Annotated in this window: 20 protein-coding genes and 1 pseudogene; 20 read left to right on the forward strand and 1 reads right to left on the reverse strand. The window is 61.0% G+C overall.

What is annotated here, in order from left to right; translation table 11 throughout:
- The 20 genes and pseudogenes from LOY33_RS05450 (at position 1) to LOY33_RS05545 (ending at position 21,270) form a co-directional block, all read left to right on the forward strand.
- The gene (locus LOY33_RS05450; RefSeq protein ID WP_258662158.1) at positions 1-1,998 is read left to right on the forward strand and encodes a conjugal transfer protein TraG; all 1,998 of its coding nucleotides are present in this window, start codon (positions 1-3) and stop codon (positions 1,996-1,998) included.
- The gene (locus tag LOY33_RS05455) at positions 1,995-2,459 is read left to right on the forward strand and encodes a CopG family transcriptional regulator (RefSeq protein WP_258662159.1); all 465 of its coding nucleotides are present in this window, start codon (positions 1,995-1,997) and stop codon (positions 2,457-2,459) included. Before LOY33_RS05450 ends, LOY33_RS05455 begins: the two co-directional genes overlap by 4 nt.
- Complete coding sequence (gene trbB / locus LOY33_RS05460; protein ID WP_258662160.1) at positions 2,456-3,502, forward strand: P-type conjugative transfer ATPase TrbB; 1,047 nt, start codon at positions 2,456-2,458, stop codon at positions 3,500-3,502. The genes LOY33_RS05455 and trbB overlap by 4 nt, the downstream gene beginning before the upstream one ends.
- Entirely contained in the window at positions 3,499-3,882 is a 384-nt protein-coding gene (locus LOY33_RS05465) for a TrbC/VirB2 family protein (RefSeq protein ID WP_258662161.1), read from the forward strand. Before trbB ends, LOY33_RS05465 begins: the two co-directional genes overlap by 4 nt.
- Positions 3,879-4,151: a VirB3 family type IV secretion system protein gene (locus LOY33_RS05470; RefSeq protein WP_258662162.1), complete on the forward strand. Its 273-nt coding sequence runs from the start codon at positions 3,879-3,881 to the stop codon at positions 4,149-4,151. Before LOY33_RS05465 ends, LOY33_RS05470 begins: the two co-directional genes overlap by 4 nt.
- 12 nt (positions 4,152-4,163) lie before the next feature.
- On the forward strand, positions 4,164-6,614 hold the full coding sequence (gene trbE / locus LOY33_RS05475; protein WP_258662163.1) for a conjugal transfer protein TrbE: 2,451 nt from the start codon (positions 4,164-4,166) through the stop codon (positions 6,612-6,614).
- Positions 6,611-7,348, forward strand: a complete 738-nt coding sequence (gene trbJ, locus LOY33_RS05480) for a P-type conjugative transfer protein TrbJ (RefSeq protein WP_258662164.1) — start codon at positions 6,611-6,613, stop codon at positions 7,346-7,348. The genes trbE and trbJ overlap by 4 nt, the downstream gene beginning before the upstream one ends.
- A gap of 11 nt (positions 7,349-7,359) precedes the next feature.
- Positions 7,360-7,662, forward strand: a complete 303-nt coding sequence (locus LOY33_RS05485) for a hypothetical protein (RefSeq protein ID WP_258662165.1) — start codon at positions 7,360-7,362, stop codon at positions 7,660-7,662.
- Positions 7,659-9,041, forward strand: coding sequence for a P-type conjugative transfer protein TrbL (gene trbL / locus LOY33_RS05490; protein WP_258662166.1), 1,383 nt, complete (start codon positions 7,659-7,661; stop codon positions 9,039-9,041). The genes LOY33_RS05485 and trbL overlap by 4 nt, the downstream gene beginning before the upstream one ends.
- A 24-nt stretch (positions 9,042-9,065) precedes the next feature.
- Positions 9,066-9,770, forward strand: coding sequence for a conjugal transfer protein TrbF (gene trbF / locus LOY33_RS05495; RefSeq protein ID WP_258662167.1), 705 nt, complete (start codon positions 9,066-9,068; stop codon positions 9,768-9,770).
- Entirely contained in the window at positions 9,767-10,771 is a 1,005-nt protein-coding gene (gene trbG, locus LOY33_RS05500) for a P-type conjugative transfer protein TrbG (RefSeq protein WP_408980684.1), read from the forward strand. Before trbF ends, trbG begins: the two co-directional genes overlap by 4 nt.
- A gap of 2 nt (positions 10,772-10,773) precedes the next feature.
- Positions 10,774-12,045 (forward strand): TrbI/VirB10 family protein, encoded by a 1,272-nt coding sequence (locus tag LOY33_RS05505; RefSeq protein WP_258662168.1) that lies wholly within the window; start codon positions 10,774-10,776, stop codon positions 12,043-12,045.
- Positions 12,042-12,259, forward strand: a pseudogene (locus LOY33_RS05510) (DUF2274 domain-containing protein). Before LOY33_RS05505 ends, LOY33_RS05510 begins: the two are co-directional and overlap by 4 nt.
- 89 nt (positions 12,260-12,348) lie before the next feature.
- Positions 12,349-12,672 (forward strand): helix-turn-helix domain-containing protein, encoded by a 324-nt coding sequence (locus tag LOY33_RS05515; RefSeq protein WP_258662169.1) that lies wholly within the window; start codon positions 12,349-12,351, stop codon positions 12,670-12,672.
- A 26-nt stretch (positions 12,673-12,698) separates the two neighbouring features.
- A complete protein-coding gene (locus tag LOY33_RS05520; protein WP_258662170.1) occupies positions 12,699-13,691 on the forward strand; it encodes a restriction endonuclease in 993 nt (330 codons plus the stop codon).
- A 279-nt stretch (positions 13,692-13,970) separates the two neighbouring features.
- Positions 13,971-15,530, forward strand: a complete 1,560-nt coding sequence (locus tag LOY33_RS05525) for a type I restriction-modification system subunit M (protein ID WP_258662171.1) — start codon at positions 13,971-13,973, stop codon at positions 15,528-15,530.
- Positions 15,527-16,795 carry a restriction endonuclease subunit S gene (locus LOY33_RS05530; RefSeq protein WP_258662177.1) on the forward strand — a complete coding sequence of 423 codons (1,269 nt, stop codon included), beginning with the start codon at positions 15,527-15,529 and terminating at the stop codon, positions 16,793-16,795. Before LOY33_RS05525 ends, LOY33_RS05530 begins: the two co-directional genes overlap by 4 nt.
- Before the next feature lies 1 nt (position 16,796).
- A complete protein-coding gene (locus LOY33_RS05535) occupies positions 16,797-17,951 on the forward strand; it encodes an AAA family ATPase (protein WP_258662178.1) in 1,155 nt (384 codons plus the stop codon).
- 45 nt (positions 17,952-17,996) lie between these two features.
- Positions 17,997-18,179: a hypothetical protein gene (locus tag LOY33_RS05540; RefSeq protein WP_258662180.1), complete on the forward strand. Its 183-nt coding sequence runs from the start codon at positions 17,997-17,999 to the stop codon at positions 18,177-18,179.
- Positions 18,172-21,270 carry a type I restriction endonuclease subunit R gene (locus tag LOY33_RS05545; protein ID WP_258662182.1) on the forward strand — a complete coding sequence of 1,033 codons (3,099 nt, stop codon included), beginning with the start codon at positions 18,172-18,174 and terminating at the stop codon, positions 21,268-21,270. The genes LOY33_RS05540 and LOY33_RS05545 overlap by 8 nt, the downstream gene beginning before the upstream one ends.
- Positions 21,271-21,623: 353 nt before the next feature.
- Here the strand turns inward: LOY33_RS05545 and LOY33_RS05550 are convergent, their stop codons facing one another.
- Complete coding sequence (locus LOY33_RS05550) at positions 21,624-22,463, reverse strand: IclR family transcriptional regulator (RefSeq protein WP_054915067.1); 840 nt, start codon at positions 22,461-22,463, stop codon at positions 21,624-21,626.
- Positions 22,464-22,687: the final 224 nt, after the last annotated feature.

Consider the following 22,687-nt stretch of genomic DNA (forward strand, 5'->3'; position numbering starts at 1 on the left):
ATGCAAGCTCAGGGTGTGCTGTTTGGACAGATCGCGGTTGTTTTCAGCATCGTGATCGCCGGTGTGTGGAGTGCCACGCAATGGACAGCCGCCGCGCTGGCCTACCAACTACGCCTTGGCTCGCCCTGGTTTGATTTCTTCGGAACGCCGGTCTATCACCCCTGGCGGCTATTCGAGTGGTGGTTTTTCTTCGATGCTTACGCGCCGCATGTCTTCGACATAGGCGGCGCGATCGCAGGCGGCAGCGGTCTGGTCGCCGTGGTGGTCGCCATCGCCATGTCGGTGTGGCGTTCGCGGCAATCGCGCCTGGTCACGACCTATGGATCGGCACGCTGGGCCAACACCGCCGATATTCGCAAGGCCGGACTGATGCAGTCTGCCGGCGTCCTTCTCGGTTTGTATGACGGACAGTACCTGCGACATGAAGGCCCGGAACACGTCCTGACGTTTGCGCCCACGCGCTCGGGCAAAGGCGTGGGCCTGGTGGTGCCGACCTTGCTGTCCTGGCCTGCATCGGCAGTGATCCACGACATCAAGGGCGAGAACTGGCAGATCACCGCTGGTTGGCGCTCACGCTTCTCGCATTGCCTGCTGTTCAACCCCACGGATCCGCAGTCGGCCGCATACAACCCGCTGCTGGAGGTGCGGCGCGGCGCGCATGAAGTGCGCGACGTACAGAACATTGCCGACATCCTGGTCGATCCAGAAGGTGCGCTGGAGAAGCGCAATCACTGGGAGAAGACCAGCCATGCGCTGCTGGTCGGCGCCATCCTGCATGTGCTCTATGCGGGCGAGGACAAGACGCTGCGCGGCGTCGCCAACTTCCTCAGCGACCCGGCGTGCCCGTTCGAGCTGACGCTACATCGGATGATGACGACGAAGCACCTGGGCGATGCATCGCACCCAGTTGTCGCGTCCGCCGCGCGTGAAGTGCTCAACAAGTCGGACAACGAGCGGTCGGGCGTGCTCTCCACCGCGATGAGCTTCTTGGGCTTGTACCGCGATCCGACCGTGGCCGAGGTCACGTCGCGCTGCGACTGGCGCATCGCCGACCTGATCGCTTCCGAATCCCCTGTGTCGCTGTACCTGGTGGTGCCGCCGTCCGACATCAGCCGCACCAAGCCGTTGATCCGGCTCATCTTGAACCAGATCGGGCGACGCCTCACCGAATCGCTCGATGGCAGCGACGGCATCGAACGCCGCCACAAGCTGTTGCTGATGCTCGATGAGTTCCCGGCGCTTGGCCGGCTCGATTTCTTCGAGACGGCGCTTGCCTTCATGGCCGGCTATGGCATCCGCAGTTTCCTCATCGCGCAGTCCCTCAATCAAATCGACAAAGCCTACGGCCAGAACCATTCGATTCTGGACAACTGCCATGTACGGGTGACGTTCGCCACCAACGACGAACGCACCGCCAAACGCATTTCGGAAACGCTGGGCACCGCGACCGAACTGCGCGCGCAGCGCAACTACGCCGGCCACCGGCTCGCGCCGTGGCTCGGGCATCTCATGGTGTCGAGGCAGGAAACCGCCCGGCCGCTGCTCACCCCTGGCGAAGTGATGCAACTCCCGCCCGATGAATCCGTGGTGATGGTGTCCAGCGTGGCGCCGATCAAGGCCAAGAAGCTGCGCTACTACGCCGACGCCAATTTCAAGCAGCGCGTGTTGCCACCGCCCGAGCTTGCGGCTGGGCAGTACGCCGACGTGCCACCGGCCCGCGCCGACGACTGGAGCGGCCTGGCGATTCCGGCCGTGCCCGCCGCATCAGTCCCGGCATCCGCCGATGAGCTGTGCGGCACCGATGACGGCGGCCCGCGCCGCCAACCCGAACTCTCCGAATCCGTCGCCTACGACCCCGAGCTGGATGCGCCCGATGACCTGGCGCTGCTCGATGACGACGACGACCTACCGCTGCCGCTCCCAGGCCAGCTCGATCCGGCCATGCAGCGCACGGCGCGGCTGGCCTCTCTCGACCCCAACGACGGAATCGACCTATGAGCCAATACCGCCTCAATCTGTTCATCCAGCACGAGCATGCCAAGCGGCTGGAGGAACTTGCCGCCAAGAAAGGCGTCTCGAAATCCAGCATCGTCGCGGCGGCGCTGGCGTCCTGGCTGTCGCCGGACGCGGCCGACCAACGCGAGGCCGCCATCGCCAAGCGGCTGGATCGCCTGTCGCGGCAGGCCGAGCGCCTGGAGCGCGACCAGAACATCCAGATCGAAACGCTGGCGCTGTTCATCCGCTACTTCCTGACCGTCAGCACGCCGGTGCCCGAGGCGCATCAGGACGCGGCCCGCGCACAGGGCAAGGCGCGTTTCGAGCAGTTCATCGAACAGCTTGGCAGGCACTTGCTGCGCGGCCGGAGCCTGGTGCGCGATGTGGTGGAAGAACTGCATCCCGATCCGATGCGGATGGATGACGCGGCGGCGCGGGCCGAAGCGCAGGAGCGTGCCTCATGAGCGCCGTTCCACAGCCCCCTCCCGAACCACGCTCGTCGGCCAGCACTTCACAGGATCGCCGCATCCAGATGCTGCGCACGGCAATGGGGCCGCTGATCGCCGCCGCGCTGGAAGACCCGGACGTGGTGGAAATCATGCTCAACCCTGATCGCACCCTATGGGTCGATCGGCTCTCAATGGGTCGCGCGCCGCTGGGTGTCGAACTGCCCGAAGCCGATGGCGAACGCATCATTCGCCTGGTGGCCGCCCACGTCGGTGCAGAGGTGCATCGCGGCCAACCGCTGTTGACCGCCGAGCTGCCGGAAACTGGCGAGCGTTTCGAGGGCATCTTGCCGCCGGCCGCGCCGGGGCCAGCGTTCGCGCTGCGCAAGCGCGCCGTGAGCATCATCGGCCTGGATCGCTATGTGGCCGACGGCATCCTGACTGCCGGCCAGGCGGACTTCCTGCGCCGCGCCGTGCGCGAGCGGCAGAACATCCTGATCGCCGGCGGCACCAGTACCGGCAAGACCACGCTCGCCAATGCGTTGCTCGCGGAAATCGCTGCCACAGGCGACCGCGTGCTGGTGCTCGAAGACACCATCGAGCTGCAATGCGCCGCTCGCGACCATGTGCCGCTGCGCACGCGCGCAGGCGTCGTGTCGATGCAGGAGCTGGTGCGCGCCACGATGCGCCTGCGCCCTGATCGCGTGATCGTCGGCGAGGTGCGCGGCGGCGAAGCCCTGGACTTGGTGAAGGTGTGGGGCACCGGCCATCCGGGTGGCATCGCCACCATCCATGCGGGTTCCGCGCTGGGCGCGCTGCTGCGCCTGGAGCAACTGATTCTTGAAGTGGCGGTGAATCCGCCGCGGGCGTTGATCGCCGAAGCCATCAACGTCGTCATCCACATCGCCGGGCGTGGCCGCAAGCGCCACGTCGAAAGCATCGCCCGCGTCGTCGGCTTCGACGGCGCGGGCTATCGCATGGCGGATGCGCTGGAAACGCCGTTTCCCGAGCTGCCGCCAGTTCCTTCCCCGTCCCCTGAACCCTCTGGAGAACTGCCATGACGCAGATGCACATCCATGCTTTCCGTATTTCCGTACATCCGGCTTCGGCCTTCGCGCGCCTGCGGCGCCTGGCCGCGCCGGCGCAGCACGGCCTGCTGCTGGCCGCCATCATGCTGATGACGGCCGGCACGGCGAAAGCCTCCGGTTCCTCGATGCCCTGGGAAGGCCCGCTGACCTCGATCCTCGAATCCATCCAGGGGCCGGTCGCACGCATCGTCGCGGTCATCATCATCATTTCCACCGGCCTGGCGCTGGCCTTCGGCGATACCAGCGGGGGCTTTCGCAAGCTGATCCAGATCGTGTTCGGCCTGTCCATCGCGTTCGCGGCGTCCTCGTTCTTCCTGTCGTTCTTCTCGTTCTCCGGCGGGGCCGTCGTATGAGTGCCCCGGACGCCTTCGCGGCAGGCTTCGAGGTGCCGCTGCATCGCTCGCTGACCGAACCGATCCTGATGGGCGGTGCGCCGCGCACCGTGGCGATTGCCAACGGCACGCTGGCTGCCGCCGTCGGGCTGGGTCTGCAACTGTGGATTCCCGGTGTGGTGCTCTGGATCGTCGGCCATTCGCTGGCGGTCTGGGGCGCGCGCGTCGATCCGCAGTTCATGCAGGTCTTCGCCCGGCACATCAAGCACAAACCGCTGCTGGACGTGTAGGGGGACGCCGCCATGCTGAACCTTGCCGAATACCGCCAGCGGCCTGCGTTGCTGGCCGACTGGTTGCCCTGGGCCGGGCTGATCGCGCCGGGCATTGTCTTGAACAAGGATGGCAGTTTCCAGCGCACGGCGCGCTTTCGCGGGCCTGATCTGGACAGCGCGACACAGGGCGAACTGATCGCGACGTCGGCACGCCTCAACAACGCGCTGCGCCGCCTGGGTTCGGGCTGGGCCTTGTTCATTGAAGCCGAGCGGCGGCCGGCGGCGGATTACCCGCACTCCGACTTTCCCGAGCCGCTGTCCTGGCTGGTCGATGAAGAGCGCCGCGCGGCCTTCGAGGAATCGGGGCATCACTTCGAGAGCGGTTATCACCTGACGCTGGCTTACCTGCCGCCCGAGGAATCGCGCGCCCGCGCGGCCAAGCTGCTCTACGAGAACGCGCCAGGCGACGGCGTGGACTGGCGCGGCCGGCTCGATGCCTTCGCGGCAGAAACCGATCGTGTCTTCGACCTGCTCGATGGCGTGATGCCGGAAATCGCTTGGCTTGATGACGCCGAAACGCTGACCTACCTGCACGCCACGGTTTCGACGCGGCGCTATCCGGTAGCCGTGCCGGAGGTGCCGTTCCACATCGACGCGCTGCTGGCCGACTCCGCGCTGGTCGGTGGCCTGGCACCGATGCTGGGGGACCAGCATCTGCGCGTGGTGTCGGTGCGTGGCTTTCCGACCTCGACCTGGCCGGGCCTGCTGGACGACCTCAACCGCCTCGGCTTCGCCTACCGCTGGAGTACGCGCTTTCTCTGCCTGGACAAAGCCGAAGCGGAAAAAGAGCTCGGCCGCCTGCGCCGCCAATGGTTCGCCAAGCGCAAGAACGTCATCGCGCTGCTGCGCGAGACGATCTTTCAGCAGGAATCGCCCCTGGTGGATACCGACGCCAGCAACAAGGCGGCCGACGCGGACGCCGCGATGCAGGAGCTGGGTGGCGATCAGGTGGCCTTCGGTCACTTCACTGCCACGGTGACGGTGCTCGATGCCGATCCGTCCGCGGCCGACGAAAAGCTGCGCATGGTGGAGCGCATCATTCAGGGCCGGGGTTTCGTGACCATCCCCGAAACGCTGAACGCCGTGGATGCGTGGCTGTCGTCCATCCCCGGCAACGCATACGCGAATGTCCGCCAGCCCATCGTCTCGACGCTGAACCTGGCGCACATGATGCCGCTGTCCGCCGTATGGGCCGGGCCGGAGAAGAACGACCACCTGGACGGCCCGCCGTTGATCGTCACCCGCACCGATGGCGCCACGCCGTTCCGGCTGGTGACGCACATCGGCGACGTGGGGCACACGCTGGTGGCCGGCCCGACTGGCATGGGCAAGTCGGTGTTGCTTGCCATTCTGGTGCAGCAATTCCGCCGCTATCGCGGCTCGCGCGTGTTCGCCTTCGATATGGGCCGCTCGATGCGCGCCACCATCCTGGGCCTGGGCGGCGAGCACTACGACCTGGGTGCCGATGGCGGCATTGCCTTCCAGCCACTCGCGCGTATCGACCGGGAAAGCTATCGCTCCTGGGCGGCCGAATGGGTGGAAGGCCGGCTGCTGCATGAAGGCGTGGCCGTCGGCCCCGACGAGAAGGCGGTCATCTGGTCGGCGCTGGGCAGCTTGGCCGGTGCTCCGGTCGAGCAGCGCACGTTGACCGGGTTCTCGGTACTGCTGCAATCGAACGCGCTACGGCAGGCACTCGCACCCTATGTGCTCGGTGGCGCGCACGGCAAGCTGCTGGACGCGGACACCGATCGTCTCGGCTTCGGTGACGTGCAGGGCTTCGAGATGGAAGAACTGATGCACAGCCCCGCCGCCGTGCAAGCGGTGCTGCGCTATCTGTTCGCCCGCTTCGATGAGCGTTTCGATGGCGCACCCACGCTGCTGATTCTGGATGAGGCGTGGCTGTTCCTCGATGAGCCGTCTTTTGCCGCGCGCATTCGCCAATGGTTGAAGACGCTGCGCAAGAAAAACGTGTCCGTGATCTTCGCCACGCAGAGTCTGGCGGACATCAAGGATTCGAGCATTGCGCCCGCAATCATCGAGAGCTGCCCGAGTCGGATTTTCTTACCCAACCCGCAGGCGACCGAACCGCAGATTCGCAAGATCTACGAGGGCTTCGGCCTCAACAACCGGCAAATCGAAATCGTCGCCACCGCCCAGCCCAAGCGCGACTACTACTACCAATCGCGTCTCGGCAATCGCCTGTTCGACCTCGACCTGGGGCCGGCCGCGCTCGCCTTCACGGGCGCGTCCACACCGCAAGACCAACGCGACATCGATCGCGTGCTGATGCAGGCCGGCGCTCTCGGCTTCGCCGGCGCGTGGCTGCGCCATCGCGGCCTCGACTGGGCCGCTGACCTGCTGCCGTCCTCGCCTGGGGCGGCTTCGTTCCTCAACTCCCAATCACTGGAGATTTCGCCATGAAGACCCGTGTGCTTTCCGCTTCGCTCGCCGCCGCGCTGGCCGGCTCGCTGGTGCTTACCCAGCCGGCGGTGGCGCTGACCTTCGTTGATCCCGTCAACTTGGTGCAGAACACGCTCACTGCCATCCGCACGCTGGAGCAAATCAACAACCAGATCAATCAGCTGCAGAACGAGGCGCAGATGTTGATGAACCAGGCGCGCAATCTCGCGAGTCTGGATTTCAACATCGTCAACCGGCTGCGCTCCACGCTGGCCACTACCGAACGCCTGATCGCCGAGGCGCAGGGACTGGCCTACGACGTGCAGAGCATGGATGCCACGTTCGCCCGTCTGTACCCGGAGCAGTACGCCGCAACCATCAGCGGCGACCGCATGGCGCAAGACGCCCGCGAGCGCTGGAAGAACACGCTCGATGGTTTGCATACCGCGATGCGGATGCAGGCGCAGGTGTCGCAGAACCTGGCCCAAGACGAAAGCGCACTGGCCGATCTGGTCAGCCAGAGCCAGTCCGCCACCGGCGCCTTGCAGGCGCAGCAGGCGACCAACCAGCTTCTTGCCTTGCAGGCCAAGCAGTCCATCCAGTCCCAGCAGCTCCAGATCACGCAAGACCGCTCGGCCTCGCTGGAACTGGCGCGGCAGGCGGCGGCCACCGAGCGCGCCCGCGAAGTGCGGCGGCGCTTCCTGGGCAGCGGCACGCCGTACACGCCGCAGTCCATAAGTTTCTACAACAACTGACGGAGGCGGCCATGCGATGCGCTCCCGTCTTGTCGGTTTCGCTGCTGGCCGTGCTACTGACCGCTTGCGGCCAGCAGTCGGCCGAGTGCCTGGCCGATGCCTTAACCGCCGATCCCGTGCGGCTCAAGGCGTTGCGTGCGCAGTGCGCGGACGACCGGCAGGCCGTGGGCGAAGACGACTGCCGCGCCGCCGCCGAAGCCTTCCGGCGGCGCTTCTTCTCCGGCCAGGCAGGGCCGGATGAATACCGGACGCTGGCCGAGCTGCCGCCGATTCCGGCGAGCTTCGATGAACCCATTGGAGAGGACGCGCCATGAACGACGTGACCATCATCGACCGCTTCCTCGATACGTTCTCGCGCTACATCGACTCGGGTTTCGGCCTGCTGCAAAGTGAAGTGGCGTTCCTGACGGCCACGCTGATTGTCATCGACATGACGATTGCGGGTTTGTATTGGGCCATGAGCCACGCCACTGGCCAGGGCGAGGACGTGATCGCCAAGCTGCTGCGCAAGGTGCTCTACGTCGGTGCCTTCGCCTACATCATCGGCAACTTCAACTGGCTGGCCGGCATCGTCTTCCGCTCGTTCGCCGGCCTAGGCCTAACGGCCACCGGCTCGGCCATGACGATGGAGAACTTTCTTCAGCCGGGCCGGCTGGCTAAGACGGGTATCGACGCGGGCGCACCGATTCTGGAGCAGATCGGCGACATGGCGGGCTTCCCCGAAGTCTTCGTGAACATCGACCCCATCGTGGTGATGTTCCTCGCCTGGCTCACCGTCATCCTGTGTTTCTTCGTGCTGGCGATCCAGCTTTTCATCACGCTGATCGAGTTCAAGCTGACCACGCTCGCAGGCTTCGTGCTGGTGCCGTTCGCCTTGTGGAACAAGACCTCGTTTCTCGCCGAAAAGGTGCTCGGCAACGTGGTGTCGTCGGGCATCAAGGTCTTGGTGCTGGCCGTCATCGTCGGCATCGGCTCGGGCCTCTTCGCAGAGTTCCAGGTTCACCCCGCCGAACCCTCCATCGACCACGCCCTAGTCGTGATGCTGGCCTCGCTCGCGCTTTTGGCGCTGGGTATCTACGGGCCGGGCATCGCCACCGGCCTGGTATCCGGTGCGTCCCAGCTCGGCGCAGGCGCCCTTGCGGGTGCTGCGGTCGGTGCCGCCGGCACGGCCGTTGCCATCGGTGCCGCTGCAACCGGCGTGGGCAGTGCCGTGGTCGCTGGCGCACGCATGGCGCCTGCGGCCGCCAAGCTGGCCGGGGCCGGTGCGCGTGCCGCCACCTCGGCGGCTGGTAGCGCACGCTCCGCGTTCCAGGCCGGTTCCGCCGCTGCGGGCGGCGGCGCCAAGGGCGCGATGGCCGGCTTGGGCAATGTCGCCAAGACCGGCGCGCAGTCTGCCGGGCGCAGCGCCGCATCCGGGGCGTCCGGCGCAGCGCAGAAGATGACCGGCGCTTTCCGTGCTGGATGGAACGGCACAGAGGCCGGTAGCGGTGCTGCATCCGGTGCGGCTGGCTCCGGCCAGGCGGCGGCAGACAGCGCCGCCAGCTCGCAGAAGCAAGAGCAGCCAGCCTGGGCCAAGCGGATGCACCGCCGCCAGCAGATCACCCATGCCGCGACCACTGCCGCACACACGTTGCGCGGCGGCGATGGCGGCGGCTCCGGGCAAGGCCCGAGCCTGCGCGGCTCCGACGACTAAAGCGATTCACAAGGAGAACTGACCATGCGATTCAAACGACCGCAGGTGCGCTATGCCGATACGCCGCAGCCTGCCACCCCGTATCAATCCGCCGCCCAGGTGTGGGACGAGCGCATCGGCTCGGCCCGCGTGCAGGCGAAGAACTGGCGGCTGATGGCCTTCGGGGGCCTCACGCTCGCGCTGCTGATGGCCGGCGGTTTGGTGTGGCGCTCGGCGCAGTCCGTCGTGACTCCCTACGTCATCGAAGTCGATCAATCCGGCCAGGTGCGTACCGTGGGTGAGGCCGCCACGCCGTATCGGCCCGCCGATGCGCAGATCGCGCACCACCTGGCGCGCTTCGTGACGCTGGTGCGCTCGCTGTCCATCGACCCCATCGTGGTGCGGCAGAACTGGCTCGATGCCTATGACTACACCACCGACAAGGGCGCGGCCGTGCTCAACGACTACGCGAGCAAGAACGACCCGTTCGCCCGCGTCGGTCGCGAATCGGTGACGGTGCAGATCACCAGCGTCACGCGCGCGAGCGACGCCTCGTTCAACGTCCGCTGGACAGAACAGCGGTTCGTCAATGGCGCGCCCACGGGCACCGAACGCTGGAACGCCGTGCTTTCCACCGTCCTGCAAACCCCGCGCACCGAACAGCGCCTGCGCAAGAACCCGCTGGGGATCTACGTCAACGGCCTGTCGTGGAGCCGCGAACTGGATTCTTCCGAAGGAGCCAAGCCATGAACCTGCCTTTCCGCTTTTACGCTTTCGTGTTGATGTTCGCGGCCATCACGTCGTCATTGCTGGGCTGCGCCTCGCAAGGTAAGCCGCCGCCGTCAATCTCGCTCGATGAGCCGGTGCAGGCGCAGCCGCTGCCCGAGCCGCCCAAGCCGGTCGAAGTCGTCGCCGTGCCCGAGCCGCTGGCGCTGCCGGCGCAGTTGAAGCCGCTGCCGGAGCTGGACGAGGCAGCGACCGTGCCGGAGCCGGCCGACGAGAAAGTGCGCGTCTCGCGCGCCAATGCCGAGGCACGCATCGCGCCCACGCGCGAGGGCTACGTCAATGCGATTCAGGTGTGGCCGTACAGCGACGGCGCGCTGTATCAGGTCTATGCGGCGCCGGGGCGCGTCACCGTGGTGTCGCTCCAGCCTGGCGAGGAACTTGTCACCGTCGCCGCTGGCGATACCGTGCGCTGGATCGTCGGCGACACGTCCAGCGGCAGCGGCGAGGCGCTGCGCGTCAATGTGCTGGTCAAGCCCATTCGTTCGGGCCTGAAAACCAATCTGGTCATTACCACCAGCCGTAGGACATACCTGCTGGAACTGACCTCGACGGAAAAGGCATGGATGGCCTCGGTGTCCTGGGACTATCCCAAGGATCGGATGCTGGCCTTGCAGCGCCAGTCGCAGGCGGCCAGCGCCGCCGCGCCGGTCGATACCGGCCTGGCGCTGGAGAAGATCCGCTTCCGCTACGCGATCAGCGGCAGCAATCCGCCATGGAAGCCGCAGCGGGCCTTCGATGATGGCGAGAAGGTCTATATCCAGTTTCCACCTGGCATCGCCCAAGGCGAACTGCCGCCGCTGTTCGTCATCGGCGCGCAGGGTGATGGCCAGCTCGTCAATTACCGATTCCGCTCGCCGTACTACATCGTGGATCGACTCTTCGGCGCAGCCGAACTGCGCTTGGGTGGCGATGGTGGTGACATGGTGCGGATCGAGCGCACTGACGGCGTGGCGCGGAGGAATTGACCATGAGCCAGGACGACACGCCCGACCTTGCCGCCTCGCAGGCGGCGGGCAAGATCGCGCCCGAGACGGTGGCGTTGCGCGCCCAGCCGCGTCCGGTCACGCGCCTGAACCGGCGCACGCTGGCCACCCTCGTTGGCGGACTGTCGGTCGCCGTGCTCGGGGCCACGATCTGGTCGCTCCAGCCGGCGCGGCGCGGCGTGGGTGAGCAGACCGAGCTTTACAACGTCGATCGCGTCTCCAAGTCCGAACGGCTGGATGCGCTGCCGGCGGACTACTCCAAGCTGCCGCCCGCTGTTCCCGAGCTGGGGCCGCCGCTGCCGGGCGATCTCGGCCCGGCCATCGTGAAGTCGCAGCAGCCGGTGACGGCCGGCTACGCGCCCCCCGGCCACGACCCAAACGATGCGATGCGCAAGGAAGCCGAAGCCGCTGCGGCATCTTCCGTGTTCTTCCGCTCGGGCACGCAGAAGACCGCGCCAGCGGCGCAGTCGCAGGCCGCGGCCGCGTCGGGCTTCGCCGCCAATGCGGCGTTCGACCCGATGGCTGCCGGGCCAGCCTCAACGGCGGCGCAGCCTGCCGACCCTACCGCCGTGCAGAACCGGCAAGACCAGAAAGAGGGGTTCCTGAAGGCCGGGACCACGGAAAGCCGTAATTCCGGTAACCTGACCCTGCCGGCTTCGCCGTATCAGGTCATGGCCGGGACGGTCATCGCCGGGGCGCTGGTGACGGGCGTCAAGTCGGATTTGCCGGGCGACGTGATCGCCACGGTGACGGAGCCGGTCTATGACACGGCTACCGGGCGCTTCCTGCTGATCCCGCAGGGTTCGCGCATCCTGGGCCGCTACAACAGCCAGGTCAGCTACGGGCAGAGCCGCGTGCAGGTGGTGTGGAACCGGATCATCCTGCCCGACACGTCTTCGCTCACGCTCGACAACCTGGTCGGAGCCGACCCGGCCGGCTATGCCGGGCTGGAAGACGACGTGGACTACCACTGGGGCCGCATCTTCGCTGGCGCAGCGTTGACCACGTTGCTGGGCGTCGGCGCCGAGTTGGCCGCGCCGGAGAATCGCCAGGATGGCGACCGCATCATCATCGCCGGGCGCGACAGCGCGCAGGACAGCATCAATCAGGTCGGCCAAGAGATGACCCGGCGCAACATGAACATCCAGCCGACGCTGACCGAGCGGCCGGGCCTGCTGGTTCGCATCATCGCCAACCGCGATCTGGTGTTGCGGCCATACCAGCCGCTGTTCTTCAATAGGGGGACTTCACGATGACGACGCGCAAGCTGCGGCTCGGGCCGCTACAAAAACGGAATCCACAAAGCTGACCTTTGCCTGCCCGGCAAGCCTGAAAGACGACCTAGACCGCTACGCCGCGTTGCACGAGCACGCCTACGGGGAGGCGGTCGATGCGGCGACCCTGATCCCTCACATGCTCGAAGCGTTTATGGCCGGGGACCGCGGATTCAAAAGACTGCCTGGGAAGTAAGGCTTAGCAAGGGCAGGGGGAAGACTCGAAGTCGACGATGATTATCACATACTGATACAATCGACCGGAAACACATCTCGGGACTGAACATGGAGCGGTGCATCGTTGGCATTCAGCGACCAGATGGCGTGGATCCTCATCGCCCGGGGAGTGAGACGCCGCAGATTTGGTTCAGTTCGTTAGCGTCGCTTGCTGCTGTACTCTCAGACGACAACCGGCGCTTGCTGCGCTTAATCCATGAGAAACATCCGAAGTCACTCACAGAACTGGCTGAGCTCAGCGGTCGTAAAGTCCCTAATCTATCGCGCACCTTGCGTCTTATGGCGGATTACGGCCTCGTCTCGTTGCAGCGCAATGTCAGGGATGTCCAACCGACTGCACTGGCGACCGAATTCTTGGTTGTGTTGGATTGATGGGCACGAACATGAGAGGGAGCACGATGGCCAGGATGTGGATGGTACGCGGCGAAGGTGGCAGCCTGTACGAGGCTTTTCGGGAGCGCGGCGTTGCAGCCGTGGGCTGGAATCAGTTGGCCGCACATGCAAAGCCTGGAGTCGGACGTAAACAGTTGATCGCTCTGTACCAGTCCGTCGAACCCCATGCAAAACAAGGGACGATTATCTCTGGCGCATCTCAAGTGTGGCGGTTCGTCAATGACATACAGGACGGTGATTGGATCGTTACCTATTCGCCCGCTAATCGACTGTACTCAATTGGCAAGGTCACCGGTCCGGCCGAGCATCATACCGAGTGGGGCGAGCAAGGCATGCCGCTGGTGCGAAATGTGCAGTGGCAAACGCAGGAACTGCCGCGCGATAACTTGGGCACGAGCACTAAAAACAGCCTTGGTTCAACCCTGACCCTGTTCGAGGTGCCGTCCAACGCTGCAGCCGAAGTGCTGGCTGCGCTGAAGGGTAAACCTGCGCCTGCATTGGAAGATGAAGCTGAGGGAATCACCGCCGATCCGCTAGCCGATATCGACTTGCAGGCGCTGGAGCGCATCAAGGACCGAGTTCACGAACTTGACTGGGATGACATGCAGCAATTGGTCGCCGGTATCTTGCGCGCCATGGGCTACAAGACCCAAGTCTCTCCACCTGGTTCAGACCGTGGCAAGGACATCGTTGCCTCGCCTGACGGCTTTGGTTTCGAGCACCCGCGTATCGTCGTGGAGGTCAAGCACCGTAAGGGGCAGATGGGTAGCCAAGAAATTCGCAGCTTTCTTGGTGGCCGCCACAAGGATGATCGCGGGCTGTACGTCAGTACTGGCGGTTTTACTAAAGACGCGCAATACGAAGCCGACCGCGCCTCTATACCGCTGGCGATGTGGACACTGGACCATGTGGTCCGCGCACTTGTCGAGCACTACGACGCCACCGACGCCGAGACCAAACGAGTCATTCCGTTGAAGCGGCTGTATTGGCCTGCTTGACGCCATGGGGGTAGCTAGTGGCATCTACTGAGCAATTTATCGAATGCTTCAATGGAAACGCTGCTGGCTTGCTGATAACGCACGCCTACGTGGGACTCTGGACTAGCAGAACTGTACGTACCGACAGATTAATAAGAAACTGATCAGTTAGTCTTGCATTTGTTCTGAGCGGCGACGTGGTCGTTTATCGAGATCGCGGTTCATCTGCTGCCGAAACACATAATTTCTTCTGGCTCGTATTTCACATCTGGGCCAGACCCGTTCAAATAGGAAAACCGTATGACCAGTGCCCAACAACGTGCCGCCCTGCAACGTCAGATCTGGGGCATTGCCAATGACGTGCGTGGCGCAGTCGACGGCTGGGATTTCAAGCAGTACGTGCTCGGCACCTTATTCTATCGCTTCATCAGCGAGAACTTCGTTGACTACATCACCGGCGGCGATGGGTCGGTCGATTACGCCGCCATGGACGATGGCGAGCCGCTGATAGCCGCTGCCAAAGACGACGCCATCAAAACCAAGGGATATTTCATCTATCCCAGCCAGTTGTTCAGCAATGTGGCCGCCAAGGCTAGCATTAACGACAGTCTGAACACCGATTTGGCGCGCATCTTTGCCGCTATAGAGAGCTCTGCTAATGGTTACCCCTCAGAGCTCGACATTAAAGGCCTGTTCGCCGACTTCGACACCACCAGCAACCGCCTGGGCAATACGGTCGCTGACAAGAACAAGCGCTTGGCGGATGTACTCAAGGGGGTGAGTAAGCTGGAGTTTGGCAGCTTCGATGCCAGCCATATCGACCTGTTCGGCGACGCCTACGAGTATCTCATCTCCAATTACGCCGCCAATGCCGGCAAGTCCGGTGGCGAATTCTTCACCCCGCAGCATGTTTCCAAGCTGATCGCCCAACTGGCCATGCACAAGCAGACCAGCGTCAACAAGATCTACGATCCGGCCTGCGGCTCCGGCTCGCTGTTGCTGCAAGCCAAAAAGCACTTCGATGCTCACGTCATCGAGGATGGATTCTTCGGTCAAGAGGTGAACCACACTACCTACAATCTGGCGCGGATGAACATGTTTCTGCACAACATCAACTACGACAAGTTCAACATCCAGTTGGGCGACACGCTGCGCCATCCGCACTTTGGTGATGACAAACCCTTTGATGCCATCGTTTCCAACCCACCATACTCGGTGAAGTGGATCGGCAGTGACGATCCCACGCTGATCAATGACGACCGCTTTGCGCCGGCCGGCGTACTGGCGCCCAAATCCAAGGCGGACTTCGCCTTCGTGCTGCATGCGCTCAGCTACCTTTCTGCTAAAGGACGCGCCGCCATCGTTTGCTTTCCCGGAATTTTCTACCGCGGAGGCGCCGAGCAGAAGATCCGTCAATATCTGGTGGACAACAACTACGTGGAAACGGTGATCTCGCTGGCGCCCAACCTGTTCTTCGGTACCACCATCGCCGTCAACATCCTAGTACTGTCCAAGCACAAGCTGGACACCACCACACAGTTCATTGACGCCAGCGCGCTGTTCAAGAAGGGCACCAACAACAACTTGCTGGAAGACGCGCATATCGAGCGGATCATGCAGGTGTTCGACAGCAAGGAGAATGTGGATCACTTCGCCCGATCCGTGCTGTTGGAAAAGGTGGCCGCCAACGATTACAACCTATCTGTCAGCAGTTATGTGGAGGCCAGGGACACCCGTGAAGTTGTGAACATTGCCCAGCTCAATGCTGAGCTGAAAAACACAGTCATCCGGATTACCCAGCTTAGGGCTGAGATTGATGCCATCGTCGCTGAGATTGAAGGTGAGGGGCTAGAGGCATGAGCAGAGTAAGTCTGTTGGAGACGCTGCTGGATGGGGGGGGCGTGGAGTGGAAAACGCTTGCACAGATTGCAGAGTATTCGTCGACGCGCATCAATGCTGCAGAGCTTGATGCGTCCTCATTCGTAGGGGTAGACAATCTTGTTTCAGAAAAAGGTGGCCGTATTGACGCGAGTTATTTACCCAATACCGAGCGTTTGGCGGCGTACGAGCCCGGGGATATTCTCCTGGGAAATATCCGCCCGTACCTTAAGAAGGTCTGGAAGGCAACTAATTCGGGCGGCTGTAGTGGTGATGTCCTGGCGATAAGGATATCAGATAGATTCAAAGGGATAATTGAACCAAGCTTTCTCTACTACTTTCTGTCGTCAGACGAGTTCTTCGCGTACAACATGCAGCATGCCAGAGGCGCCAAGATGCCGCGCGGAAGCAAGGCTGCAATCATGAATTACGCTATCCCTGTTCCTTGCCCGGGTAACCCAAAAAAATCGCTCGAAATTCAGGCCGAAATCGTCCGCATACTGGATACATTTACCGAGCTGACCGCCGAGCTGACCGCCGAGCTGGCCACGCGCAAAAGACAGTACAACTACTATCGCGACCAGTTGCTGAGTTTTAACGAGATGGAAGGGGAGGTGGAGTGGAAGGCGCTGGGGGATATTGGTGAGTTCATTCGTGGGAAGCGATTTACCAAGGCTGATTACGTCGAAGAAGGCATCCGCGTCATCCACTACGGTGAAATTTATACCCGATATGGTGTGTGGGCGGACCACGCATTTTCAAAGGTTCGAGATGACATGGCTGGTTCGCTGCGCTATGCGGAGCCGGGTGATGTTGTCATTGCCGGTGTTGGCGAAACTGTGGAAGATGTAGGCAAGGCTGTTGCGTGGCTAGGAACCCAGAGTGTGGCCATTCACGACGATAGCTACGCTTTTCGCCACTCAATGAATCCAAAGTACATCTCCTACGCGATGCAAACAGCTTCATTCAATACCCAGAAGACGAAGCATGTGTCTAGTGGGAAAGTTAAACGCATACTCATCGAGGGTATTAAAAAAGAAGTACGGATCCCTGTTCCATACCCCGACGATCACGAAAGATCGCTTGCGGAACAGGCCCGCATCGTCGCTATTCTGGACAAGTTCGACACCCTCACCAACTCCATCAGCGATGGCTTGCCCCGCGAGATCGAACTGCGCCAGAAGCAATACGAGTACTATCGCGACCTGCTGCTGGGCTTCCCCAAACCGGAAGAGGTGGCGGCTTAATATGAGCAAGACGCTGACCGAGATTGCCCGGCAACTGAAAGACGCCAACAGGAAGGTGCAACTGATCTACGCCTTCAACGGAACCGGCAAGACGCGCCTGTCGCGCGAGTTCAAGCATTTGGTTGCACCCAAGGGGGAGGGTGAGGAGGCGGCTGATCCACCAGCTTTGTCGCGCAGCAAAATCCTATACTTCAACGCCTTTACCGAAGACTTGTTCTATTGGGATAACGACTTGGCGCTGGATGCGCAGCCCAGACTACGGATCCAGCCCAACTCATTCACGGACTGGCTGCTCGCGATACTCCGGGACCTGGGGCAGGACGGCAACATCGTCCGCTATTTCCAGCACTACACTAGTGACAAGCTGACCCCGCATTTCAGCGAGGACTTTTCGGAGGTCACTTTTTCGCTTGAACGGGGGAATGACGAAACCTCCGGAAACCTAAAGATCTCCAAGGGCGAAGAGAGCAATTTCATCTGGAGCATCTTTTATACGCTACTTGATCAGGTCATTAGTACGCGCAATGTGCCAGAGCCGGAAGACCGCGAAACGCGAGAGTTCGATCAGTTGGAATATGTATTCATTGATGACCCGGTTAGTTCGCTGGATGAAAACCATCTCATCGAATTGGCGGTCAATCTGTCAGGGCTTATCAAGGCCAGTCCTGCCGATCTGAAGTTCGTCATCACCACCCACAGCCCGCTTTTCTACAACGTGCTACACAATGAGCTTGATCTCAAAAAAGGTGGCAAGAAAGAGGGCTGCTATTTTCTGGACCGTCTTGAAGACGGCACCTTTGATCTGAGCGTCAAGTATGGCGATTCCAACAAGAGCTTTTCTTATCACCTCCATCTGAGGCAGGTCCTTGAGCAAGCGATTGCTTCTGACCAGGTACAGCGCTATCACTTCACCCTGCTGCGCAATCTCTATGAGAAAACCGCCAGTTTTCTGGGGTACCCACAGTGGTCAGGACTTTTGCCTGACGACAAGCTGGCCTACCTGAACCGCATTATTCAATTCACCAGCCACAGCACGCTGTCCAACGAGAGCGTCACCGAGCCAACCCTGCAGGAGAAGCAGACGGTCAAATTCCTGCTGGATCATCTGGTCGCCAACTATGGCTATTGGCAGCAAGAAGAGGCGCTTGGTGCGTGATGGCATGATGATTTCTATTGTTGTGAACCTAGGGAGTGGCAAGGTATGAGTGAGATCACCCGCCACCGCGGTTGCCGACAAGTGCTGGCCACCATCAAGCAGCCTATCGAGACATCTCAGAGCCGTGCGGTACTGGCGGTGAATGCCGAGTTGCTGAACCAGCCGACGGTAGCGGAAATTAAAATCGAGCTCGCACAGGGCAACGGGGGCATCCCAAGCAATGACTGATTTTAAGACCATAGCCGAGTCGAACAACTTCATCGTCCTCGACAAATACACCAAGGAATGGAAGGTCTCTGAGAGCTACCAGAGCGAAGGTGATCTGGAGCGCGAGTTCATCCAGGATCTGGTCAATCAGGGCTATGAGCTCTCAGTTGGCCTAAAAAACGCCGAGGCGATGCTGGCCAATGTGCGAATGCAGTTACAGTCTCTCAATAACGTTGAGTTTTTGGACGGTGAGTGGGCGCGCTTCGTGGAAAGCTGGCTGGACAAGCCGAGCGACAGCATCGTCGACAAGACCCGTAAGATTCACGACGACCATGTCCATGACTTCGTATTCGATGATGGGCGCATCCAGAATATCTACCTGCTGGACAAGAGGAACCTCGCCCGCAACAAGCTGCAGATCATCAAGCAGTTCGAGCAGGCTGGCAGCCAGGCCAATCGCTATGACGTAACGATTTTGGTGAACGGCCTGCCGCTGGTGCAGGTCGAGCTGAAAAGACGCGGCGTGGCGATTCGCGAAGCTTTCAATCAGGTGCACCGCTACAGCAAGGAAAGCTTCAATACCGAGCATTCGCTATTTAAGTATCTGCAGCTGTTCGTCATCTCCAACGGCACGGATACGCGCTACTTCGCCAACACCACGCAACGCAACAAGCATAGCTTCGACTTCACCATGAACTGGGCTCAGGCTGACAACAGCCCAATCAAGGACCTGAAGGACTTCACGGCGACCTTCTTCCAGAGGCGCACCCTGCTCGATGTGTTGCTGACCTATTCGGTGTTCGATGTCAGTAACACCCTGCTGGTGATGCGCCCGTACCAGATTGCCGCAACCGAGCGCATCCTGTGGAAGATTAGGAGTGCCTATCAGGCCAAGCGCTGGAATAGTACCGAGGGCGGCGGTTATATCTGGCACACCACCGGGTCAGGCAAGACCCTGACCAGCTTCAAGGCGGCGCGCCTAGCTACTGAGCTGGACTTCATCGACAAGGTGTTCTTCGTGGTGGACCGCAAGGATCTGGATTACCAGACCATGAAGGAATACCAGCGTTTTTCGCCCGATAGTGTGAATGGCTCGGAGAGCACCGCCGGGCTCAAGCGCAATCTGGACAAGGATGACAACAAGATCATCGTCACCACAATCCAGAAGCTCAACAACCTGATGAAGAGCGAAGGTGACCTGCCGGTGTACAACCAGCAGGTAGTGTTTATTTTCGACGAGTGCCACCGTAGCCAGTTCGGTGAGGCGCAGAAGAACCTGAAGAAGAAATTCAGGAAGTTCTACCAGTTCGGTTTCACCGGTACGCCCATCTTTCCGAAAAATGCACTGGGCGCGGACACCACCGCCAGCGTGTTCGGCCGGGAGCTGCATTCATACGTCATCACCGATGCCATCCGCGATGAAAAAGTGCTCAAATTCAAGGTGGATTACAATGACGTGCGTCCGCAGTTCAAAGCCCTCGAAACCGAGCAGGACGAGAAGATGCTCAGCGCCGCAGAAAACCGCCAGGCCTTGCTGCACCCCACGCGCATCCGAGAAATCTCGCAGTATGTTCTGAAGCATTTCCGCCAGAAAACCCATCGCCTGCTGGGGGGAGGCAAGGGCTTCAACGCCATGTTTGCAGTGAGTAGTGTCGATGCCGCCAAGGCGTATTACGAGTCGCTTAAGAAGCTGCAGGAAAGCAGTGACAAGCCGTTGAAGATCGCCACTATCTTTTCGTTCACTCCCAATGAAGAGCAGGACGCCATTGGCGAGATCGTGGATGAGAGTTTTGAAGTGTCCGCGATGGACAGCAGTGCCAAGGAGTTTTTAAGCGCTGCAATTGGCGACTACAACGCCCTATTTAAAAGCAATTTCGGCGTGGACACCAAGGGCTTCCAGAACTATTACCGCGACCTGGCCAAGCGCGTTAAAGGGCAGGAAATCGATCTGTTGATCGTGGTTGGCATGTTCCTGACAGGCTTCGATGCGCCGACGCTAAATACCCTATTCGTGGACAAGAATCTGCGCTATCACGGCCTGATTCAGTCTTATTCGCGCACCAACCGCATCTTTGATGCCACCAAGACCTTTGGCAACATCGTCACATTCCGTGATCTGGAACAGGCCACCATCGATGCCATCACGCTGTTCGGTGACAAAAACACGCGCAACGTGGTACTGGAGAAGAGCTACAAGGAGTACATGGAGGGCTTCACTGATGCGCTGACCGGGGAGGCGCGGCGCGGTTTCGTGGATGTGGTGACTGAGCTGGAGCAACGCTTCCCCGACGCCTCCAGCATCGTCAAGGAGTCCGACAAAAAGGCCTTCGCCAAGTTGTTCGGCGAATATCTGCGCGTGGAAAACGTGCTTCAGAACTACGATGAGTATGCCAGTCTGAAGGCCTTGCAAAACGTTGACATGAACGACCCGCAGGCTGTAGAGGCGTTCAAGGCCGATCACCATCTGGATGACGAGAAGCTTGCTGAGTTACAGGGTATCTGCTTGCTAGCCGAGCGCAAGATTCAGGACTATCGCTCCACCTACAACGATATTCGCGATTGGTTGCGACGTGAGAAAATAGGCAACGAGAAAAGCGAGTCCACCATCGACTGGGATGACGTGGTGTTTGAGGTAGATCTGCTAAGGTCGCAGGAAATCAATTTAGATTACATCTTGGAACTGATCTTCGAGAAGAACAAGAAGGTCAAAGACAAGGCCTCCCTGGTCGAGGAGATGCGCCGGGTGATTCGCGCCAGCCTAGGTAACCGCGCCAAGGAAAGTCTGGTGGTTGACTTCATCAATCAGACCGATCTGGACCGCATTGGTGACAAGGCTAACGTGATCGATGCCTTTTTCAATTTCGCCCAATCAGAGCAGCAGCGCGAGGCGCAAGAGCTGATCAGTGACGAGGAACTGAATGAAGATGCGACCAAACGTTACATCGCCACTTCACTGAAAAGAGAGTTTGCCAGCGATAATGGAACTGAGCTTAATTCCATTCTGCCAAAAATGAGTCCGCTTAACCCGAAGTATCTCAAAAAAAAGCAAGATGTTTTTCAAAAGATCGCTGCTTTTATTGAAAAATTTAAGGGCGTAGGTGGACATTTATAACGAAGGGGCAGCAGGACACGTACACGGGATGGACCAAGAGTTCTCAGGCAGTCTGCGCTGAGCTAAGATGAAGCTCGATTGACAATCAGCCCGAAAGTGTTGCTCCCTCGCAGAGCGCTCCATCTCCCGCTTCAGCAAGAGATGTGTGGTTTTGACGGTAGAGGCGACGGTAAGGCTCCATGTTGATCACAGCTAATCCCTTTACTTACGCGGACCTACGCGGCCTGTTGATGATCGAGTGGGAATGATGCACGCCCTGAACTGACCGGCACCCGCCAGCCAGAAAGCCAAAAGCCCGCCTAATAGCGGGCTTTTGGCTTTCTGGCTGGCGGCATCTGCACCATGCGCTTCATTCACGGCTTGTCATAAGGAACATCCCGCACCTTGCCATAGCCGATCTGGAACGGCTCCATCGCACGGAAGGTAGGCGGCGTCGTGGAGATCATCCTGGCGGTGTGGATCAGCTTCGGCACAAGCTCCGCAACCGCTCGCTCGAAGCTCCAGTAGGCCGTCGACACCGACAGGTTCACCGCCGCCACCGCCTCGCCACGAATGTTGTACACCGGCACGGCAAAGGCCAGGTCGCTGAGGTAGAACTCCTCGATGCTGTAGGCGAAGCCAGTCTCCCGAACCTTGGCGATGATGCTCGTTAGCGTTTCGACGTCGGTAATCGTGTGCGGTGTGAATCTGGGCCGATCCACACCGGTGAGAATGTGCCTGATCTGCTCATCGGGCAGCGCCGAGAGAAAGGCGCGGCCTGCCGACGAGCAGAAGATCGGCAGTCGCCTACCGACGGGCATGTGCACGACGGCGCGATGCGGGCTGGGGAATCGCCCGATGTACACCATCTCGTGCCCATCGCGTTCGGCCAGGTTGACCGTCTCGCCGGTCTGGCGGTTCAGGTCCAGCAGGTAAGGGTTGGCTCGCTCCAGCAGCACGTGCGCCTGTAGGTAGCGGTAGCCGGTATCCAGGGTGCGAGGCGACAGCGAGTAGCGCTTGGATGCTGCGTCTTTTCGTAACAGGCCCAATGTGACCAGGGTATGAGTGAAGCGCTGAGCCGCACTTTTGGTAACACCCGCAGCTTCTGAAATTTCTTTCAGGTTCATCGTCGGCCGTTCGGCCGTGAATGCATCGAGGACGCCGAGGCCGGTGGCCAGGGCCTGGACAAACAGGGGGGACTCGTTTGGCTCCATGAAACTCTCCAGACCAACGTGGTGCAGCAGTGGCGTGCCGAGCACTGAATTGGGGCGTAACGGTGAAAAATGGCCCGCCGAGGGGGCTGCCTGACGAAGCAAGTCTAACCGCTCACACCGTTGTGAAATATCACACTCGAGTTTGCTCGTATTGCTGTGCGATACATTGATATCAGATTCGGTACAGGCTCTGCATCCTCTCGGGGACTCATCCATCAAGAGCC

This window comes from Pseudomonas sp. B21-036 (assembly GCF_024748925.1).
Classification (GTDB): domain Bacteria; phylum Pseudomonadota; class Gammaproteobacteria; order Pseudomonadales; family Pseudomonadaceae; genus Aquipseudomonas; species Aquipseudomonas palmensis.